Consider the following 19,777-nt stretch of genomic DNA (forward strand, 5'->3'; position numbering starts at 1 on the left):
GGTCATTAGAGTAACCCCAGATACTGCCAGAAAGGAATAGAGGCATAAATTGCAATCAGCTTAAAGCCGAAGGTCAAAAAGTTCAGGATAACCAGCTTGCGATCATCAGCACGCCCCTGTGGCCCGACCAAAGAAACAAACATGGTGTAATAAGATGCCTGATAGGGCCATAGGAAGTTTTCAGCCAACAACAAAATAATAAAACCGACAACCCATGGGTTGACCCCGATATTGATGGCTGTGGGGATTAATAAAGTGGCGAAAATAATCACGGTGGCATTGATGGGCAGGGCCAAACGGATGACAAAAATCGTTGCGGCCAAGACGAGGATAAACAGGTTGAACTCGTTTTCCATATAAGTCCCAAGCCAGGAAATTTGCTGGCTGAGCCAGTCATCCAGTTCAACATAACGCATGGCCCGCACAACACCGATTAAGGCCCCAAGAAAAATCAGGAAGCTCCAGTCAATTTTCTCACGAAAAGCTTTTTTGCCAAGAAAGCCAAAAATCAGAAGGGACATGACAATGGCGAGGGCAACCCAAGGGATCTCAATGCCGTGTAATCCCGTGGTCAGGAAACTGGCAAAAAGGACGCCAAGGCCGAACATACAGGCCCATTCTGGCGGGGTGATCGGGCCTAAAATCCGCTTTTGTTGCAGGACCAGGGATTTGGAAATGGACGGATTGCTTTTGTTGCGAAACAGAAGCCAAAGCCCCAGAAAATAAAGTGCCATCAAAATCGCCCCGCAAAGGGAGGCTGCATAAAGCCAGTAGAGCCACTGAAAACGAAATTGCTCCTGAAACGGCAGCATACCGAAAATCACAAAATTAACGGATTTACTGCTGAGGAAAACTGCAGAGAGCAGGCTGACCCCACCAACGACACTCCCCGCCAGACGAGAGGCTTCGGCCTTGGCATCAGCGGGTTTAAAAGCGCGCAACAGGTCAGACATAAAGGGGGAGACAATGGCAATCCGCCCATTGGTCGTCGGTACCATAGGGGTCAGCGCTGTGCCTGTGATGAATAAACTGAAATTATACCACGCCTTATGGGCAGGGCCGAGTTGCAACAACCATAAAAGGGCACGGAAACTCAGACCTGAAAAGGTAATGACGGCACTGAGACCCAGAATACTTAAGGCCATAAAGAAACTGTCAGAGGCAAAACCACCCAGGGCAATATCTGGCGGGGCAACACCGGTTAGGATAATACTGAGAACGAGAAACAGGGCGGGGACGAAATCCGGCAGTAAACGAAAGACCCACATGCTAATGGCGGAACTGAGTGTGCAAAGCAAATAAAGCGCCTGCGTGTTGGGCAGGCTATCGCTTGCATGAAAATACCAAAACAGCAAAAGAGGGGCGCATAAGGCTACCAGCCAGCCCAGAAACAGGCGAGGGGAGTCTTTGCTTTTATTTGAGGCCGTATGATGCCGGGTGCCCGTTTCATTGGTATCGGGGTTTAAACGTCCGCCAAAAGAGGCGAGCAGACGACTTTTTAATGCAGGTTGTTCGGCCAGTTTGGAAATGGCCTTTGCTGGCATGACAAGAACTTTGGCAGGGGTCGAGGCTTTGATGGTTGCCCCATAGCGATCAAGGCCAATGGCGGCTTCTTCCCCAAGAAAACCATTTTGGATGGTGATTATTTGACCATCTTTTTCGATAATTTCAAAAGCCCCTTCCAAAATAAGAAACATTTCAGCAGCTGGGCGTTCTTCTTGTTGCAAGACCTCACCGGGTTGGAGAGAACGTTCTTTTACATAAGGCAGAAAGCGAGCCAACTCGGCAGGGGAGCAACTTTGAAAGGTTGCTTCTGATAACAATGCGCTTGCAAGGTTATGATGGTCCGGTGTCGGGAGGGCTGAAGCCGGGGCGACACGATCAGGCACCAAAGAGCGCATGCCACAGTTCCTTTAATTTTTTAAGAAAGAAGGGTTGGGTTTTTTCAATGTAGTAGGCCGTGGTGAGTTCATGGGCCACTTTCATAGTCATATTTTCAAGGTGGGTTTGGTCTGTTTTGCTGAAGGGACCACCTTGTTTGTTGAGCATCTGAGCAACACCGATAATGTCGCCTTCCAGTGTTTGGATCGGGACACATAGAATATTGCGTGTGGTAAACCCGGTGTTGGCATCAATCTCTTTATTAAACCGTTCATCATCATAGGCATCATCAATGATCAGGCTTTCCCCGGTGGAAAAAACATGACCTGCGATCCCTGTGTCGGGAGCAATGCGAATTTCTTCGGTCAGGTTGCCCATGGCAATGCGGGAAAACAGCTCGTGTGTTGTGTCGTCATAAAGAAACAGCGTGCCCCGTTCGGCGTTACTTTCCATTGTGGTGATTTCCAACAGGCAGAACAGGACTTCATCCAGACTATCCTTGTCAGAAATTTCCTGTGAAATGTCCAGCAACAGCTCGGTATGGCGGGGGTTTCGGCTTGTGGCATCAGGCGGCATCTGTTTGGAGGCTTTCAGTTTGCGGTGGTTTCAGTTCGTTGATGAACTGCCAGATTTCATTCCAAATGCGGTTGACCACATCTTTGTCGGCATCGGTGGCATGAACGATTTTAACCGCGTATTCGATATGTTTGGTGGTGACAGTTTTTACGCTAATGGCGATTTTATCTGTGCCATCAATAGCTTCACCAATTTCCTTGACCTTTGCCATGACCATATGGGGGTCAAAACAACGGTCCAGACTGATGGTCAGGTCGCCTTTTACCACGGCATTGGAACTGCTGAGGTTATTGATTGTGGTGTTGGCCATGGTGCCATTGGGCACAGAGATGATGGTTTTATCATTGGTTTTGATTTTGGTAGCTCGCCAGTTCATATCGACGACTTCACCGGAAATATTATTAACCTTTACCTTGTCGCCAATCTTGAAGCTTTTTTCCAGACTGATGGCAATGCCGGAGAAAATATTGATCAGGTTTGGTTGCAGGGCCAGACCAATGATCATGGCAAGCAGGCCAGAAGTCGCCAGCAGTTTGGTCAGATCTTGTTCAAAGACAAAGGCAAGCAGCCCGAGGACGGACAGGGCATAAATGATCACCATGCCAAAGTTGCGCACAATTCGGGGAATGGGGCGATCAGTTTTTTTCTCAAGAGGGGCCCAGACAAATAGGGCGACGGCGCGCTGAATGAAGTGTCCACCTATCAGCCACCAGGCAACTTCGAAACCATTGCTAATGGCTTGTAAATACATATGGCCCCAACGTTCAGCACACCATCCTAAAATAACGGCTTCGCCTGCTGAAAGGAGAACCATCCAGGTGAGAACATCAGACAGCCAGACAGGCCATTCTTTATGAATGCCGGGGTTCTTTTCAGCAATAAACATAAAACCAAGAACAGCCAGAATGCTCAGGGCAAGAGCTGTTCCCTGAATGGCTGGCGGGATAATGCCGCGCAGGCGCAAACGGTTTTCTGAAACAGAGAGCATCATGGTGAAACGGGAATAATCCGATAAATCTGAAACCGCTGATAAAAGTTCCGGGTTGCCGTAAGCTTCTTTACGCATGCTGTCTTGAAAAACAGCCGCATCACGAATGGCCCAGTCGGTCGATCCATCAAAGAGACGTTCTTTGCGTATTTTATTGCGCCAGTTTTGCATGCCTCCCATACCGATATCATCGGCAACATAAATCAGATTGGCACCGGGAAGGGACTGGTGGCGAAAGGAAATGCCGAGATTATATTCACCAAAGGCATCCCGGCCTTTGACGGCTTTGGCCTGAAAGCGCCCTTTGATCCGATAAAGCTGATAAGGGATTTGACCGTTCAGGCGTTTTTCAACCGCATCGCCAATTTCCAGATCACCAATGGCGTTGAGGAAATGAATGTTGTGTGGATCAAAATCAGCACCACCGCGAAACCACAGGTAAAAATCGGCTTCATAAGTCAGGGTGACAGGGTCAAAATTGGTTAGGTTGATGGGGGAAATACCTGTGTAAATGACATCTGTTTTATAAAACAGGTTATCATTCATTTCCAACACCCGCCCTTCGCTGAGGTCCAAAGACGAAACCAGGCGCGGGTTCTGGATATCTTGGAGCTGGGTGGTGGCCGAGACCAGACGATTGTCACGAAACATCCCAACATGAACGGATTTGGCCACATTACCGTTGTCGTCAAAGGAAATTAACCCTGTGATACCACGCATGGCGTTAGAGGGGCTTTTCATATCATGCAGATGGGCGTGAATGTTTTCTCGAACCTGTTGATGGTTCATGCCCTCTGTCCATGCCCCATTTTCCAGAGCCTGACCGATCAGATGAGCTGCGTCGTAATAAGCTGCGGCAGAAGAATCCGCCTCAATACCGTAGTGTTTTTCATAAAGGTGGGTGAAGTTTTGTGCCTTTTCACCCGCCACATCAAAAATCAAAGAGGAAAGGGCCAGAAGATTGTCGGTATAGAAACCCGGCTGTTTCTTTTCCTGAGGCAGGCCGTCAAACAGTTGGGGGAAGGTTTGCTTCCCGATTGAGGCACTGCCAATCATCGGCCAGTCAAACCCACGATTTTTAATATCACGAATGACAATCGCGCCTTCATCATCATGTAAGGCCAAAAAAATGAGATCGGGTTTGGGGCCTTGGGCAAGGGCACTGACAATGGCTTTGCTTTGTTCGTTGAGGTTTTTGACCTCCGTATCCAGCTTGTGGCTGGAAAAGGCATTCAACCCCAGTTCGTTTGCACTGTTTTTGAAAGATTCATAAAGGGAGGTCCCGTATGTATCACTATCATAAATGACGCTGATGTTCTGGTGCCCGTTGGATTTGGCGTAACGGGCGACAAACTGCCCCTGTAAGGTGTTGTCGGGCACAACCCGGAAAATCCAGTCCTTGTTTTTTGTAACAGCCGGGGCTGTCGCTGTTCCCGCAATCATGGGGGTTTTATGGGTATTATAAATGGTTGAAGCCGGGGTTGTGGTCCGGCTGGAACGGTGGCCCAGCACGGCAATCGTCTTGTTATCTGTCGCGATCTGCTGGGCGATTTTTTGAGCCTGTTCAGCGTTGTTGGCATCGTCATGGACAACAAGTTCCAGCGGGCGTTCTTCATTGCTGCGTTTGGCATTATATTCGTTAATATAAAGGCGTGCCCCGTTTTCCATCGCCTTGCCGTATACTTGATCCTTGCCGCTCATGGGGCCAACAAGGGCGATTTGATAGGGCTCGACCTGACGTTTGGTTGATAAGGATTTATCGGAAAAAACACTAAATCCCCAAACGCCTATGGTGAGTATTGCTGCCAATAAGATTAGTAAACGCTTCATTCTTTCCACCCAATGCACTTAGTCAGGGAAGGACTACCACAATAAGGTGAAAAACTCGAGTAAAGATGTAAATTTAAATAGTCTTACGCATTAATGGTTGAATGTTGGTTCGCTAAAGACATTGGGAATAGAGGATGGTACCATTCTACCAACGTGAAATAACAAAGTAATGCGTAGATATGGTTGAAGAGAGTGTTTCTATCACAAATTCTGTTTTCTTTGAGAAATCACAAGATGGGTTTCTGATTCTGAAGGAAGGCAAAATTTCATCGCTTAACCGGGCCGCTGTGACCTTGCTTGGTTATCAGGAAAAAGAGGACCTCCTTCATCAGGCATTTGTGGACCTATCTTTATCTGAACAGGCTGATGGTCAGGATGTTTTGCAAAAATGGACGCAGGTACAGGCACAGCTGGCAACATCTGGGGAGTGTGAAACAGGCTGGTTTTTTTGTGCACCATCAGGACAGTATGTTTATGTGGATGCTGTCTTTGCGCCCTCGCAAATACCGAATGATGAGGCGTTATATGTTATTTTAAAGTCTGCACAAACGGACAAGAATGAACATTTTCGCTTGCTTGTTGAAAATTCACCGGACTGGACATGGGAGGTTGATGCTCATGGAATTTATACTTATGTCAGCCCGCAAGTCTTTAATCTGTTGGGCTATCACAGTGAAGAATTGCTGGGGAAAACACCCTTTGATCTGATGCCTGCCCAAGAGGCGGAAGAACTCAGGGAAACATTTATTGAAATTGTTCGCGAAGCCAAGCCGTTTTATTCATTAAAAAATATCAACTTACATAAAAACGGCGAACAGGTCGTTCTGGAAACCAGCGGTATTCCTTTTTTTGCCCCCAACGGGGAATTGTTGGGTTTTCGCGGCATTGATCGTAATATTACAGAACGCCATAACAGCAATATCAAAGTCAGGAAATTACAAAGCCAGCTTAATCTGGCGATTGAAAGTATGTCTGAGGGATTTGCCCTGTTTGATGCCGATGACAAGATGGTGGCCTGTAATGATGTTTATCGGGAGATGTATGCCACCCATGTTCATGCAATCAAGCCCGGCAACAGCTTTGAAGCTATTTTACGGGCAGGTATTGCCGCCAATGCCTTTCAACAAGCCGTCGGGCGTGAAGAAGAATGGCTGGCAGAACGGGTGGAACAACATAAACAGGAACATGCACAGATTGAACAGCAGCTTAAGGATGGGCGCTGGTTGTTAATCAGTGAAAGACGTATCGCTGATGGTGGTTCGATCAGTGTGCGCCTTGATATTACAGACCTGAAAAAGAAAGAAGAAGAACTCCTTGAGGCGCAAAAACGCCTGGAAGATTTTGTCACGGCCTCTTCAGACTGGTTATGGGAAACCGATGAACAGAACCGTTTGATTTTTATTTCTGACATGTATGAGGAATATACAGGGATTAAAATTAAATCAGTCTTGGGAAAAACAAGGAAAGAGCTTTTTGCCAATAATGGAGTAAGAGAGGTTTGGGATAGCCATTTTGAAACAACGGATGCCCAAAAACCGTTTAAGGATTTTGCCTATAGCTTCACATCAGGCTCTGGTGAAAAGCTTCATATCGCCATCAGCGGAACTCCTTATTTCGATTCTCAGGGAGCGTTTAAGGGCTATCGTGGGAGCGGTAAAAATATTACCGCACAGGTGCGTGCAGAACACAAACTGCAGGAAACCCAAAGCGAATTGCGCAAAAGCAACGAAAATCTGGAAATGAAGGTTCAAGAACGCACCCTTGAACTTGAACGTTTGATGGAACAGGCGAGGCAGGCCAACGAAAATATTGCGGCTTCTCGGGCTTATCTGGATGCATTGGTCAATAACTTGCCTGATGGCGTTGTGGTTATTGATACCAAGGGGCGTATCATTGGCTTTAGTCCGGCGGCAGAAAAAATCTTTGGGTATCAGGAACATGAAATTCTGGGCAAGAATGTCACGATTTTGATGACGGAAGAAATGACCGCAAAACACGATGGTTTTTTAAGAGAAGCCTTAAACGGTAAAGCTGTGCGCGGCAGTCATGCCATTGAACTGGAAGCCGTGCATAAAGAAGGTCATGTAATCCCGGTTGATATTGCGGTCAGCATGGCCCAAACGGATAAAACGAAATTCTTTACAGGTATTGTGCGCGATATTTCCAAACGCAAGGATAATGAACAGGCGTTGATGGAAAAAGAAAATCAGTTGCGTGATGCGATTGAGAATATATCAGACGGTTTTATCACCTTTGACCAAAATGACCGTCTGGTTATCTATAACGAGATGTATAAGAAAATGTTCCCCCAATTGACCGATCAGGTCTTTGAGGGAAACAGTTATGCCAATATTTTGGATAAGTTTGGTTCAAGCGGCCTGATTGAATCAGAAGAAGATTTTGCTGCTTATAAAGAAAAACGCTTGCAGGAACATCTCTGTCCAACAGGTGTGCCTGATGTTCAACAGTTTCGCGATGGGCGCTGGATCCAAACCCGTGAATTTCCAACCCCCAGTGGCGGGGTGGTGGCCTTGCGTGCTGATGTGACGGAACAAAAAGAAATGGAACTGGCCCTTGCGCGGCAAAACAGAAATATCAATTTCTTGCACGAAGTTACCAATAACCTGTTTAAGGAAGAGAATTTATCGTCCACCTTTGAAATCTGTCTCAATGACATTCTGGCCTTCATGGATTGGCCTTTGGGATATCTGCACATGGTCCGCCAGACCTTAACCGGGATTTATCATTTTGATAGTTTCTGGACAGGAGAGCCTACCGGCAAAGCACGTGATATTCAAAATGAACTGAGCAAAGACAATAACAAGTTAATCGTAGAATTTGCAGACCGGGCCATTGATGAAAAACATGTGATCATTCAACACAAACAATTCTCATTTGAAAATGCGAACTTTATGGTCACTTCCAAACGCCACGTGCCGATGACGGTCGTGGTCGTTCCGATTTTTATGTTTAATATTCCTATTGCCGCCGCAGAAATCTTTATTGACCAAAAGGTGAGTGTGGATCGAGAAACCCTTAAGCTTTTAGAGTCAATTGGCAAGCAGCTTGGCGATAATATTGAAAGAAAAGTTTCCCGTCTGGAAATGGCGGAACGTTCGCGCAAGCTGAAAGACAGTATTGATAAAATTGAACGGGCGCGCAAAGCGGCGATTAATGTGATGCAGGATGCCCAGCTTCAAAAGAAACGGGCGGAAGAGACGGCTTATGAACTGGAAAAATCTCGTCAAAGCCTTGAGGTTGCCCGCCATCAGGCCGAAACGGCGAATGTGGCAAAGTCGGAATTTCTTGCAACCATGAGCCATGAAATTCGCACTCCAATGAATGCCATTATCGGGATGTCTGATCTGGCGTTGAAAACGGACCTGGATTCAAAGCAGCGCAATTACGTTGAAAAAGTCCATTATTCTGCGGAAGCCTTATTGAGCATTTTGAATGATATCCTCGATTTCTCCAAGATCGAGGCCGGCAAGCTTTCCATGGAGATGATCGACTTTAACCTGAGTGATGTGATTGATAACGTTTCACACCTTTTTGCCTATAAAGCGCGGGAAAAAGGGCTGACAATCCTGTTTAACATGGATGCCAATATGCCGCTGGGCCTGAAAGGGGACCCAACACGTTTGGGGCAGGTTTTGACCAACCTTGGATCAAATGCATTGAAATTCACCCATGAAGGGGAGATCGTGTTTGATATCAAGCTGCTGGAAGATCAAGGCCAGCAGGTCAAGCTGCATTTCCTTGTGCGTGATACGGGGGTGGGCCTGTCCAAAGAAGCACAAGGCAAACTGTTTCAGGCTTTCACCCAAGCTGATAGTTCGGTCACAAGAAAATATGGGGGCACAGGTCTTGGCTTGACGATTTCCAAGCGCCTGACAGAACTGATGGGCGGCGAAATCGGTGTGGAGAGTGAAGAAGGCAAGGGAAGCTGTTTCCATTTCACAGCTGTCTTTACCAAAGGAAAAATCATTGCGGACCAAGCTTATTGTGGCAGGTTGCCCCAAGGGTTGCGAGCCCTTGTTGTGGATGATAATGCCAGTGCGCGGGAAATTCTCTATGAAACCCTGAAAAGTCTGGGCTATGTGGTTGAGGTTTTATCCTGTGGTGATGAATGTTTACCAGCGCTATTGGCCGCAGAACAGGAAGGGACACCTGTTGACCTTCTTGTTCTGGATTGGCATATGCCGGACCTGAATGGTGTTGAGACATTCCAGCTGGTGCAGGAAAGCCAAAAACTGGTCCATAAACCACCAGCGATTATGGTGACGGCCTATAATGAAAATGAACTGGCTGAACAAGTAAAAGGGCTTGGCATTCAGGCGATTTTGTCCAAGCCTTTGTCTCCTTCCAGTCTGTATGAGGTTTTATCTAAACTCTATGATTCTTCTTCAATAAAGGGCACAGTTGAAGACGAGGTGGGGAGTGAACCTAAAACAGGGGCAGCAGCCCTTGTGGGAAGCCGGGTGTTGTTGGTGGAAGATAACGAGATCAATCAGGAGATTGCACGCGAGAACCTTGAAGAAATTGGCATTCGCTGTCAAATCGCCAATCATGGTCAAGAAGCTTTGGACTGGCTGGAAAAAGAAACGTTTGATGGGGTGTTGATGGATTTCAATATGCCGGTTATGGATGGTTTGACAGCGACCAAAATTATTCGGAAAACATATGGGTTCGATGATCTGCCCGTGATTGCTATGACAGCCAATGCCATGTCCAGTGATCGGGAAGATGCAATGGCCGTTGGGATGAATGATTATATTACCAAACCGATCAAATTTGAGGAAATGATTGAAACAATGGCGCGCTGGATTGCCCCAAAAGATGGGGTGGTCATTCAAACAGAAAGGGATCAACACCCCATGCAGACGGTGCTTGACGAGGAAGGTTTCCCTGCGATTGCTGGGGTGGATACAGCCTATGGCCTGAAAATTGTTCGGGATAATAAAAAGCTTTATTGCAAGCTGTTGGATAAGTTCCAGCAAACCCAGTCTGAATTTTTATCGCGTTTTTCCGATGCCTATAATGCAGGTGATGAGGAAACGGCCGTGCGAGAGGCCCATTCGTTAAAAGGGGTCGCTTCCAGCATTGGGGCGCAGGAAATTTCCACATCTGCGGCAAAGCTGGAACAAGCGGTCAAGAAAAAGCAGGAACGCCATGAGATTGACCCCTTGCTTCAGGAATTGGAAAGTTTGTTTAAGGTTGTTTTAGGCGGAATATCCCAGGCTTTGTCGCAGGTAACTGGAACAGTGCAAGGTCAGGTAAAGGGCGGGGATGTCGTTGCCTTGTCTGAAATGAAAGTACAACTATCAGTGTTGTTTGGTTTGTTGGAAGGCTTTGATACCGATGCGGTAAACCTTCTTGAGGAGTTGATGGCACAAAATATGGCACCGGACGTAACCTCTTGTATGGAAGAGATGAATGGGTTGGTGAATGAATATAATTTCGAACCTGCTTATGAACTATTGCAAGACTTACTCAAAAAAAATGATATAATCCTTGATAGATAAAAATAAAAAAACATCAACTTGCACAGGGCGCTATGAAGCAAACAGTTTTGGTCGTCGATGATACGCCGCTTAATATTGATCTTTTAAAAGACGCGCTTGGCGATGAATATAAAGTAATTGCCGCAACATCGGGTGTGACTGCGATCAAGCTGGCCTGTGGCAAACAGATGCCGGATTTAATTTTGCTGGATGTGATGATGCCGCAAATAGATGGCTATGAGGTGTGTGAAACCTTAAAGAAGAATCCATTAACCGCAAAAATTCCGGTTATTTTTGTGACAGCCCTTGAAAAAGTTGAAGATGAAGAAAAGGGGCTGATGTTAGGGGCAGTTGATTATATCACCAAGCCGATACGCCCCGCAATTGTACGTGCCCGTGTTGCAACCCATCTTGCGCTTTATGACCAAAATCGCACCTTGGAAAAACAGGTTTCCCAACGTACCGAAGAGCTGGAACAAACACGCCTTGAGGTGATCCATCGCTTGGGGCAGGCTGCGGAATATCGCGATAATGAAACTGGCCTGCATGTCATTCGAATGAGCCACTATTCCCGCCTGTTGGCCGAAGCATTAAACTTTCCCAAACATGTGGTTGATCTGGTTTTTCATGCCGCCCCCATGCATGATGTGGGCAAAATTGGTGTGCCGGACAGTATTTTGCTCAAGCCCGGTAAATTAAGCGATGAAGAATGGGCGATAATGCGTGAGCATCCGGCAATCGGTGCTAAAATCTTGGGGGAGGAATCATCTGAATTGATGCGGGCTTCCCATGATATTGCGATTGCCCATCACGAAAAATGGGATGGCTCTGGCTATCCCTATAATTTGAAGGGCGAAGATATTCCTTTGTTTGGTCGTATCATTGCCGTTGCTGATGTGTTTGATGCTCTGACAACGGCACGGCCTTATAAAAAAGCCTGGGCGGTGAAAGATGCTGTTCAATTTATCAATGAACAAAGCGGGCAGCATTTTGATCCGCAGTTGGTGGGACTGTTTAACAATCTCATTGATGAAATTTGTAAAATCAAAACTAAATATGAAGAAACAATCGAGTTTGCTTAGAGGTTGGAGGAAACGTGGCGTATAAAATCCTAACTGTTGATGACAGCAATTTTGCAAGAATGCTGCTTAAAAAAGCGATTCTGGAAGCTCAAAGTGATGTAGAGATCAGCGAGGCAGATTGTGCTGAGGCAGCGCTGAAAATGCTTGCGGGGAATTCCTATGATATTTTCTTCATTGATGTGAATATGCCGGGAACAAACGGTTTTGAGCTGGCCATGCAAATCCGGGAACAATTGCCTGAGGCCCATTTGGCAATTTTGACAGCCAATATTCAGGATGCAAGTCAGAAAAAAGCCCAGGAGTTGGGAGCAGCCTTTATTGCCAAGCCGGTAACGACTGAAAAAATCCGCAGCTTTCTCCAACAGGTGGGAGAAACGGATGGCTGAATTTGATGACCTTGAAAAAGATATATTTATCGAGCTGTTAAACATTGCCGTCGGGCAGGCCGCTGCGGGACTGAGTGAACTTGTTCAGGAAAAAATTGACATGTTTGTGCCCAATTTGCACACGCTGTCTGAACGCGAAGCTTCTGCTTTGGTCGATGAGAAACTGGGCCATCAGGCCACGGTGATTTCGGAACGTTTTTCCGGGATTGTACCCGGGCAGATTATGCTGCTTTTTCCACAAGCTGAAAGCCTGATCCTTGTACGTAAAATGCTGGGCGAAGAAATGGACGAGGCAAGCGCCTCGGAAGTGGAACAGGAAGCTTTATCTGAAATTGGCAATATGATTTTAAATAGCTGCTTGTCCAGTCTGGCGGATGCCTTTGAAGGGCGTTTTATCGGGGAATTGCCGGTTTATGCCTCTGGACAGGCCAGTCGACTCTTCAAGGGAAAGGAAGATCAGGAAATCCTGTTTATCGAGGTGAATTTCCGCCTGAGTGAAAGTGATATCAATGGCTATATCGTGATTATCCTGAGTATCGAAGGTATGGCTGAATTGCAGCAATATCTTAAAAACATTGTGACGCAGAATATATAGTGTGATCTATGGATAAGTTTGGTTGGTTATCACGTGCTGCTTTTGACGCTATTGTTGGCGGGGTTATTATTCTGGATACCCGCTTTAAGGTGGTGCTGTGGAATGACTGGATGTCGATTGTGACACACACGCATGCCCATGATGCAGAAGGCCAGAGGCTGATTGATATTTTTCCTGAACTGGAAAAAAGCCGAATTATCCAGTCGACAGAACGGGCCATTGATCAAGGTATGGCCTCCTTCTTATCTCATTCCCTTAATAAAAGGCTTTTCCCCTTAAAACGGAAAGATCAAATGGAGGGGAAACAGACTGAAATCTGTCAAAATGTGACGATTAAGCCATTTTTTGATGAGGAGGGGGAGAAATACTGCCTTATCCAGATTGAAGATGTCAGTAAGACAGTTATGAGGGAGAACCTGCTGAAAAGTGCAAGTGAGCGTTTTCAGGCTATTTTCAATACGGTAAAAGACGGGATTGTGATCACTGATCGAAGCGGGATTATTGAATCGTTGAACCCTGCTGCATTGGAAATTTTTGATTGTCAGCAGGATGATTTGATCAATCGTAAAATCACAGACCTGTTAACTGAAACTGATATGTATGGATTTTCCAAGGGGGAAAAGACCCCGCAGGAACACAGATATGAACAGGTGCTTACGACGAAAACGGGGAAAACAACGGTTATTGAATATGATGTCAATGTCATGACATTAGAGGGGCAAGCCCATTATGTCAGCATCATTCAGGATGTGACATTGCGCAAACAAAATGAAAAGGAATTGCGTTCAAGAACGCGAGAGCTTGAACAATTTAACGATGCCATGGTCGATCGTGAAATCCGCATGATTGAACTAAAAGAAGAAATCAATAAATTGACGAAAGAACTCGGCCGTCCCATTCCATATGAAGAAATCTGGAATGATCAGGCTGATTAAAGAGAGGCAGGAAGAGCAATGAGTGAAGCCCAAAACACAATTTTAGTGGTCGATGATACACCTGAGCACATCCAGATTATTTCAGAAAATCTCAAACCAGAATTTAAAGTGCTGGCTGCTAAAGATGGGAAACAGGCCCTGAAACTTGTTTCATCCAGTCATCCCGATATTGTGCTGCTGGATATTAATATGCCGGGCATGGATGGCTATGAAGTGTGTAAGGAAATCAAAAGCGATCTTGAAACGCAGGATATTGAAGTGATTTTCATTTCGGCCAATGATTCTTTGGATGAAATTATGGCAGGCTTTGATGCCGGGGCCAGCGATTATCTGATCAAGCCGATTGAACCTGCCCCTTTGCTGGAAAAAGTCCGTATTGCCATCAAGAATATCGAAAGACATCGCTCGTTAAGTGATGACAAAAACATGGCCTTTCAAACGGCCATGTCTGCGATGACTAATACGGCTGAACTTGGGGCGTTGCTGGAATTTGAAAAAGGGTGCCGCAAGGTGAAAGACCTGCCGGAACTGGCTGATCATGTTGTATCCTCTATGGAAAATTTCTCTTTAAATTGTTGTGTGCAAATTCGGGTCGATGATCTGGAACTCAATGAAAGCTCAACAGGGATTGTCTCGCCCTTGCAGCTGAATTTGATGAAACGCTCTTTGGAAGGGGACCGGATTAAGTCTTATAAGGACTGTCTGGTTGTTGCCTATCCTCATGTCACTGTTGTGATGTGGGGAATGCCTGTGGATGATGAAGAAAAAACCGGGCGCTATCGGGATCATCTGGCGGCTTTGGTGGATAGCTGCGATCAGACAATTCGCATTATTCTGGAACGTGAAGCTGTTAATAAGCGCAATAAGGAACTTCTGGCTTTGGTGGTTGAATCCGAACAGGAGTTGCTTGCCCTGCAAAAGGCACAGGAAGAACACAAGCGGGTTAACAAACATATCAGCGAAAATATGCTCGATGATCTTCAATCTTGTTTCCTGGCCTATGACCTGATGGAAGAACAGGAACAAGAGCTGATCCGCATGGTGAATGACAGCGTTGAAAAATCCCAGACCCATTATGAAGAGGGCCTTCACCTAGATAGCAAACTGAAGGATATTCTGAACCGTATTATGGATTTTGCGAAAAGCTGATTTTTCTTTCCTGTAGGGATCAATCACCATTGGCAACGGTTACAATCAGGTCCTTCTCGTTTGGATTGCCCTGTTTGTCTTTGATATGCATGCGAATGCGGTGGCGACCAGATGGGAAGGCTGCATCTTTAACATCCAGCTTGGTGCCGTGCAGATATTCACGCACGCGATCTGTAATATCAAAATCAAAGAAGCCCACGACGATAACTTTCAGGCTTTTCATATCCGGTTGATGGCCGCTTTGGCCCGGTGTGAAAGAGACCGAAATATCAATCGGCGGGGTGACTTTGGACAACAGCTTGGGATTGCTCACCAGAATTTTGGGGCCATTCCCCGGTTTGGAGGCAGCTGGTTCCTGCATCTGGGATTGTTTCCCGATCAGTTCAGCTTCTTGCGCGGTGAGGAGCCATTTGGCTTCAGCGCTGTGTGTGTTGCCCAGTAACAGGGCAACACCAAGAGCCAAGTTTGAAAAAGCACGATATATCATCATGCACCTTCCCTTCATTCATCAGTTGAGTTTGTTGCGTGCTTCCTGAATTTCGCGCTCTAAATCCTGAAAGGCTTTGGCTGAGCGGATCTTGGCTTCCAGTCGGGCGTTTTTCTTGATTTTATCAACCATGATGCGGTTGGCCTTGCCAAGGGGGAAGCGGATCATGGCATAGACACGATATTGCGTGCCCATGGGTTTGACCTCGACCTTTTCCCGCATGAAGCCGGATAGGTCCACCTCGGTAATCAGGTTGGCGGTGACACGTTCGACTTCGCTGATGACCTGGCTGTCTTCATCGGTACCGCTTTCAGTGACAAATTCTTTCATCTTGGAACTGATCTTGCCTTTCATGGCATCGGCCAGGGATCGTTTGGCATTGAGCATGGCCTTATCAACGGCCATTTGTACATCTGAGGAGGTGGCTGTGCCCACGCCATAGGCGCTGATGTCATCTTTGGGCGGGCTCAGATACCAGGATGGCAGTTCATCAATGGTGTCTTCGACATTGTCTGCCTTGGCTTCCATTTGCTGTTCATGGGCAAGAAGGGCGGCTTCCGGTGTGCCGGGTTCCGGGGTGGAGCAAGCGCTGACGCCTAAGGCAAGCGCGGTGAGAAGACAGGAGGTTTGTTTGAGTTTGAACATGTTATGTTTCCTTTTTTCCTAATGCGCTAATGGCATCATTGATCAGTTGAACTTCGCCTGAAACGTCAATCCCTTGTGTTGATAGATCGTTCAGATCGGTTAATGTTTTTTGCGCCTGCCCAAATCGTCCCTGTTTGATATAGGCCAGTGCGGCCCCGTAATAGGCATCTGCGGCTTCATTGAGTTCCCCGGCATTTTGTAATGTTACCCCCATGTTGTAATAGGCATAGCCATTGGCCGGGTCCTGTTTCAGCGCCATTTGATAGGCTGCAAAGGCTTTGTCAGGGTGGCCCAGAAGGGAATTTACATATCCAATACCGTTGAGATATTCGGCATTCTTTTCATTTAAGGCACTTGCCTTAAGATAAGCTGACAAGGCTTCTGGATATTGTGACGTTTTGCTGAGCAGGCGTCCTTGCAAGAAATGAATTTGGTCATCTTGCGGGTTGAGCGCGATGGAGTTTTGGGTCACGTTGATCGCTTCACTATAATCGCCTGCATGGGCGAGATAGCGGGCAAAATCATTGTGGCGTTGTGGGTTTTTAGCATCCAGAATAACCAGCTGTTCATGCAGGGCCTGGCGTTCCCCAAAGGGAAAGCGTTTGGTCTGGAGTGCATCTTCAAGGGTTTTAATCTGGGCTTCTGTTTCTTGATCTGACAGGGTGTTGAGGAAGTCTGAAAGTGTTTCTTCCTTATAGCGGGTGAGTACGATTTTTTCTTCGACAATGGGCTCATCCAGCACCGCAATATTGTCATCGGGAATGGTGCTGACCAGTCGGCGTGAAAGATCATCAATCAGACGCAGGGTCTGTTCTTCTTCCATATTGGTGGCCGCATCCAAAATGCCCATGGCCAAACCAATGGGAGACAGGGAAACACCACCGCCATGGCTTTGGGCGATATGGCGGGCTTTCCATAACAGCTCGCCATCAGAAAGGCGCACCATTTCCATTTCTGCGCCCACGGCCACACGGGAATAAACACCGAAGAACTGGCTTTCAAATTCAACAAGCTTGCCCCGGATGATGGCATCGCAATTGAGCACCCCTTTCATAGCCTCAAGCTTGTCGGTATCTTTCTCATCCAGTTTGTTGAGCAGAAAATCAACGCGCGGCAGTTCAATATCGCGTTTGCCCTGTGGGGCAAGATGGGCATAAAAAGCTTGACGCACAGCCTTGCCTTCATCAAAGGACAGGGAAGCCTTTTCGCTGTTGTCATGCTCATTTGTCAGGGGCAGGACAGCCACACAATTGGGGGGAGATTGCTTATAGCTGTCATAGACTTTGAAATGGACTTCATTTAACGGATTGAGCGACAGGTCGTCTTTACCTTCTTCCACATAAGATGGGGTCGTACAGGCATTTAAGGTGATGAGGCAGACCGCCAGTGTGAAGATATATTTCATAGGGAGCCTCCAAGGATGGTGTAACCTTTTTTAATGATGCGACTGTCGCTGCGCGGGATTTCCAACAATTTGGTGCGAAGCTCTGTCAGGCTATATTGGGAACGCAAAGACAGGGGCTGGCGTGTGGCAATGATCATGAGATATTCATCCCAGTGACGCTGTGTCGATTGAATGTGTGCAGGCGGGGCCAAGGCGAGTGCATAGGATTCCTTATGCGTGCTGCGCGGGATGGTCCCTGCGCCTTTGAAATGAGCATCCTTTTCAAATCGGTTGGGAAAAATGCGCAAGACGGGCTGGTCCTCCTCATAAGGGAGCCATTGAAAAACCTGAATATACATGGGCTGACTTGGGGCAAGGCTCAGGGTCAGTTCTTCACCGGGGCGAAACATGCTTTGATTGAGTGTGACCCCTAAATCAAAAGAGGCATCGTGAAATCCACGCTCTGTGGCAATATCGGCTTGCAGGTGAACGGTGCATTTACGTACGCCTTCAGCAATTTCAGAAAGGGAAGAGGTGCGGTTTTTAATCGACCGGATTTCCCCATCGGCCAGTGACCAGGTGAGGCGATTAAGGGTGCAGTTTGATTGTTCAGAACTTTCATTACAAATCATGAGGTCATCAGCAAGCAGCCTTTCCCCCGTGGTTTGTTCAAGGGCTGTGCGTTTGGCCTTGGCTTCGGCGCGCAGGCAGGCGGTGGATTGGGCGGTTTCGGGACCGAAGAAGCTGCTGCCTTGCACATTTACCCATTCCCCATAAGCGGGGAAATAAGTGACAAGCGTGATAAGGCAGGATGTGAGAAACTGTTTCATGAGACCCCCTTGGATGCAATCAGGACGACGCTTGGCAACATGCGCTGATAAAGGTCTTCCAGTGACATATTTTGTGGCAGGGCCGTTGTTGGTGTTGGTTTGCTTGCTATGAGGTCACGCAAGGAATTGGCCTTGATTGCCAAATTCATATCTTCGGCCAAATGGCCCCGTTCTTCATAGACACCCATGACATCCAGTTTTGCCACGGCAATACCGATCAAGGCCCCTTGCTTATTAAAAATCGGCCCACCGCTGTTGCCTTTGTTCATTTTTGAAGAAATTAAAAAGGTGCGCTGATCATCGCCCAGACCACTATCTTTACTGACAATGCCGTCTGTTAAAGAAGGCGTGTTCTGACCTAGAAGGTCCATTAAAGGAAAGCCCATCACAATGGCTTCTGAGCCCGGTGTTGCACGGGCAAGATGGTTTAAAGATACGGCATAATCGGCTTGAAACGGTTGATCGGTTTTTAAGATGGCAAGGTCGTCTTTGGTGGAGACCTTATAGATGGTTGCCATATGCAGTTCACCCAGACCATTGCGCACAGCGATTTTGTCATTGGGGGAGGACAAGTGGTCAATCACATGGCGGTTGGTGACGATATATTGGCCTTGCCCAATGATAAAGCCACTGCCTGTTTTAAGAGCTGTTCCCCGTTTAAAGGGAAGGGGGACGGGGCTTGCGAGATTCTTTCGCACAACTTTTTGAACCGGGGCAGCTTTGATCGGGGGAAGCTGTTGTGTTTGCTTGACAGGTTGTGCTTGTACGTGTCGGGTGGGGCTAAGGGCGGCAAACTGTTCAGCAAGCAGGTGATTGCCAGCCTGTTTATAAAGGTGGGCCGCCATTTTAAAATAGGTCTGTGCCTTATCGCTCAACCCCCATTGCTGATAGATATTGGCGAGCATTTTAGCCGCCTGGGCGCTGGTGGGGGTGGTTTGGAGAAAATGCTCTAAAACGCGGCTGGCTTCGTTGAGGGCCTGTTGTTTGACATTGAAAGAAGCATAGGCCAGAACAACCGCTTCGTGATTTGGATATTGACGATGGAGCTTTTCCAGCCTGTTGCGTGCTTGGGGGGCATGTGCGGACATTTCTTCGATAGCGGCCAGTACCAGTTCGGCGTCAACCTTGTGCGAAACGGAATGGCGCAGCATTTTTAAATGACGCCGGGCATGATCAAATTTGCCCAAGGCCAGTTTGGTTTTGGCAAGCCCGAGATAGACAGCTTCGTCATTATCCAGAACCTGAAACTGTGCGGCCTCAAAAACTTCCAATGCTTTGTGGATTTGCCCGGTTTGCAGATAGGCTTCACCGAGCAAAAGATTTTCTTCTCTGTCATTTGGGTCGGCTTGAGTGATGACCTGTTCTGGCTGGTCTGTTTGTAAGAACAGCTTAAAACGTTCTGTGTCATTTGCTGTCGCTGGTGAGGCTGATAGGCAAGCGAATGTCCAGAGACTGAGGGCAAAATATATCTTTGTCTTAAATGATCTGGTCATATCCAAACCCAA

The 19,777-nt window shown here is 47.1% G+C and carries 14 protein-coding genes; 6 read left to right on the plus strand and 8 right to left on the minus strand.

Translation table 11 applies throughout. The features are described from left to right. Positions 1-5: 5 nt before the first annotated feature. From E4K71_RS00750 to E4K71_RS00760, 3 genes are read right to left on the minus strand one after another with little or no spacing between them, the layout of a single operon-like run. Entirely contained in the window at positions 6-1,901 is a 1,896-nt protein-coding gene (locus tag E4K71_RS00750) for an SLC13 family permease (protein ID WP_135075115.1), read from the minus strand. Next, a complete protein-coding gene (locus E4K71_RS00755) occupies positions 1,882-2,457 on the minus strand; it encodes a GAF domain-containing protein (protein WP_135075118.1) in 576 nt (191 codons plus the stop codon). Before E4K71_RS00755 ends, E4K71_RS00750 begins: the two co-directional genes overlap by 20 nt. Next, the gene (locus tag E4K71_RS00760; RefSeq protein ID WP_135075121.1) at positions 2,447-5,275 is read right to left on the minus strand and encodes an ABC transporter substrate-binding protein; all 2,829 of its coding nucleotides are present in this window, start codon (positions 5,273-5,275) and stop codon (positions 2,447-2,449) included. Before E4K71_RS00760 ends, E4K71_RS00755 begins: the two co-directional genes overlap by 11 nt. A 179-nt stretch (positions 5,276-5,454) precedes the next feature. Between E4K71_RS00760 and E4K71_RS00765 the strand changes: the two genes are divergently transcribed. The 6 genes from E4K71_RS00765 to E4K71_RS00790 are packed head-to-tail and all read left to right on the plus strand — an operon-like array spanning position 5,455 to position 14,926. Next, positions 5,455-10,800: a PAS domain S-box protein gene (locus E4K71_RS00765; protein WP_135075124.1), complete on the plus strand. Its 5,346-nt coding sequence runs from the start codon at positions 5,455-5,457 to the stop codon at positions 10,798-10,800. Between the two features lie 32 nt (positions 10,801-10,832). After that, entirely contained in the window at positions 10,833-11,861 is a 1,029-nt protein-coding gene (locus E4K71_RS00770; protein ID WP_135075127.1) for a two-component system response regulator, read from the plus strand. A gap of 14 nt (positions 11,862-11,875) precedes the next feature. Continuing rightward, complete coding sequence (locus tag E4K71_RS00775) at positions 11,876-12,247, plus strand: response regulator (RefSeq protein ID WP_135075130.1); 372 nt, start codon at positions 11,876-11,878, stop codon at positions 12,245-12,247. Next, positions 12,240-12,842 carry a chemotaxis protein CheX gene (locus E4K71_RS00780; protein ID WP_135075133.1) on the plus strand — a complete coding sequence of 201 codons (603 nt, stop codon included), beginning with the start codon at positions 12,240-12,242 and terminating at the stop codon, positions 12,840-12,842. Before E4K71_RS00775 ends, E4K71_RS00780 begins: the two co-directional genes overlap by 8 nt. Positions 12,843-12,850: 8 nt before the next feature. Next, positions 12,851-13,777 (plus strand): PAS domain S-box protein, encoded by a 927-nt coding sequence (locus E4K71_RS00785; RefSeq protein ID WP_135075136.1) that lies wholly within the window; start codon positions 12,851-12,853, stop codon positions 13,775-13,777. Between the two features lie 18 nt (positions 13,778-13,795). Next, positions 13,796-14,926 (plus strand): response regulator, encoded by a 1,131-nt coding sequence (locus E4K71_RS00790; protein WP_135075139.1) that lies wholly within the window; start codon positions 13,796-13,798, stop codon positions 14,924-14,926. A 19-nt stretch (positions 14,927-14,945) separates the two neighbouring features. Here E4K71_RS00790 and E4K71_RS00795 read toward each other — a convergent pair whose 3' ends face one another. Genes E4K71_RS00795 through E4K71_RS00815 form a run of 5 tightly spaced genes read right to left on the minus strand, consistent with a single transcriptional unit; the run spans position 14,946 to position 19,765 of the window. Next, complete coding sequence (locus E4K71_RS00795) at positions 14,946-15,416, minus strand: hypothetical protein (protein WP_135075142.1); 471 nt, start codon at positions 15,414-15,416, stop codon at positions 14,946-14,948. Between the two features lie 18 nt (positions 15,417-15,434). After that, positions 15,435-16,058 carry an LPP20 family lipoprotein gene (locus E4K71_RS00800; RefSeq protein ID WP_135075146.1) on the minus strand — a complete coding sequence of 208 codons (624 nt, stop codon included), beginning with the start codon at positions 16,056-16,058 and terminating at the stop codon, positions 15,435-15,437. A 1-nt stretch (position 16,059) separates the two neighbouring features. Beyond that, complete coding sequence (locus E4K71_RS00805; protein WP_135075149.1) at positions 16,060-17,463, minus strand: tetratricopeptide repeat protein; 1,404 nt, start codon at positions 17,461-17,463, stop codon at positions 16,060-16,062. Beyond that, on the minus strand, positions 17,460-18,272 hold the full coding sequence (locus E4K71_RS00810; protein WP_167730169.1) for a DUF4384 domain-containing protein: 813 nt from the start codon (positions 18,270-18,272) through the stop codon (positions 17,460-17,462). Before E4K71_RS00810 ends, E4K71_RS00805 begins: the two co-directional genes overlap by 4 nt. Beyond that, positions 18,269-19,765 (minus strand): serine protease, encoded by a 1,497-nt coding sequence (locus tag E4K71_RS00815; RefSeq protein ID WP_135075155.1) that lies wholly within the window; start codon positions 19,763-19,765, stop codon positions 18,269-18,271. Before E4K71_RS00815 ends, E4K71_RS00810 begins: the two co-directional genes overlap by 4 nt. Positions 19,766-19,777 lie beyond the last annotated feature (12 nt).

The organism is Terasakiella sp. SH-1 (genome assembly GCF_004564135.1).
GTDB lineage: Bacteria > Pseudomonadota > Alphaproteobacteria > Rhodospirillales > Terasakiellaceae > Terasakiella.

Coding starts and splice junctions, on each gene's coding strand:
- E4K71_RS00750 (WP_135075115.1), bottom strand. CDS start 1,901: ATGCGCTCTTTGGTGCCTGATCGTGTCGCCCCGGCTTCAGCCCTCCCG.
- E4K71_RS00755 (WP_135075118.1), bottom strand. CDS start 2,457: ATGCCGCCTGATGCCACAAGCCGAAACCCCCGCCATACCGAGCTGTTG.
- E4K71_RS00760 (WP_135075121.1), bottom strand. CDS start 5,275: ATGAAGCGTTTACTAATCTTATTGGCAGCAATACTCACCATAGGCGTT.
- E4K71_RS00765 (WP_135075124.1), top strand. CDS start 5,455: ATGGTTGAAGAGAGTGTTTCTATCACAAATTCTGTTTTCTTTGAGAAA.
- E4K71_RS00770 (WP_135075127.1), top strand. CDS start 10,833: ATGAAGCAAACAGTTTTGGTCGTCGATGATACGCCGCTTAATATTGAT.
- E4K71_RS00780 (WP_135075133.1), top strand. CDS start 12,240: ATGGCTGAATTTGATGACCTTGAAAAAGATATATTTATCGAGCTGTTA.
- E4K71_RS00785 (WP_135075136.1), top strand. CDS start 12,851: ATGGATAAGTTTGGTTGGTTATCACGTGCTGCTTTTGACGCTATTGTT.
- E4K71_RS00790 (WP_135075139.1), top strand. CDS start 13,796: ATGAGTGAAGCCCAAAACACAATTTTAGTGGTCGATGATACACCTGAG.
- E4K71_RS00795 (WP_135075142.1), bottom strand. CDS start 15,416: ATGATGATATATCGTGCTTTTTCAAACTTGGCTCTTGGTGTTGCCCTG.
- E4K71_RS00800 (WP_135075146.1), bottom strand. CDS start 16,058: ATGTTCAAACTCAAACAAACCTCCTGTCTTCTCACCGCGCTTGCCTTA.
- E4K71_RS00805 (WP_135075149.1), bottom strand. CDS start 17,463: ATGAAATATATCTTCACACTGGCGGTCTGCCTCATCACCTTAAATGCC.
- E4K71_RS00810 (WP_167730169.1), bottom strand. CDS start 18,272: ATGAAACAGTTTCTCACATCCTGCCTTATCACGCTTGTCACTTATTTC.
- E4K71_RS00815 (WP_135075155.1), bottom strand. CDS start 19,765: ATGACCAGATCATTTAAGACAAAGATATATTTTGCCCTCAGTCTCTGG.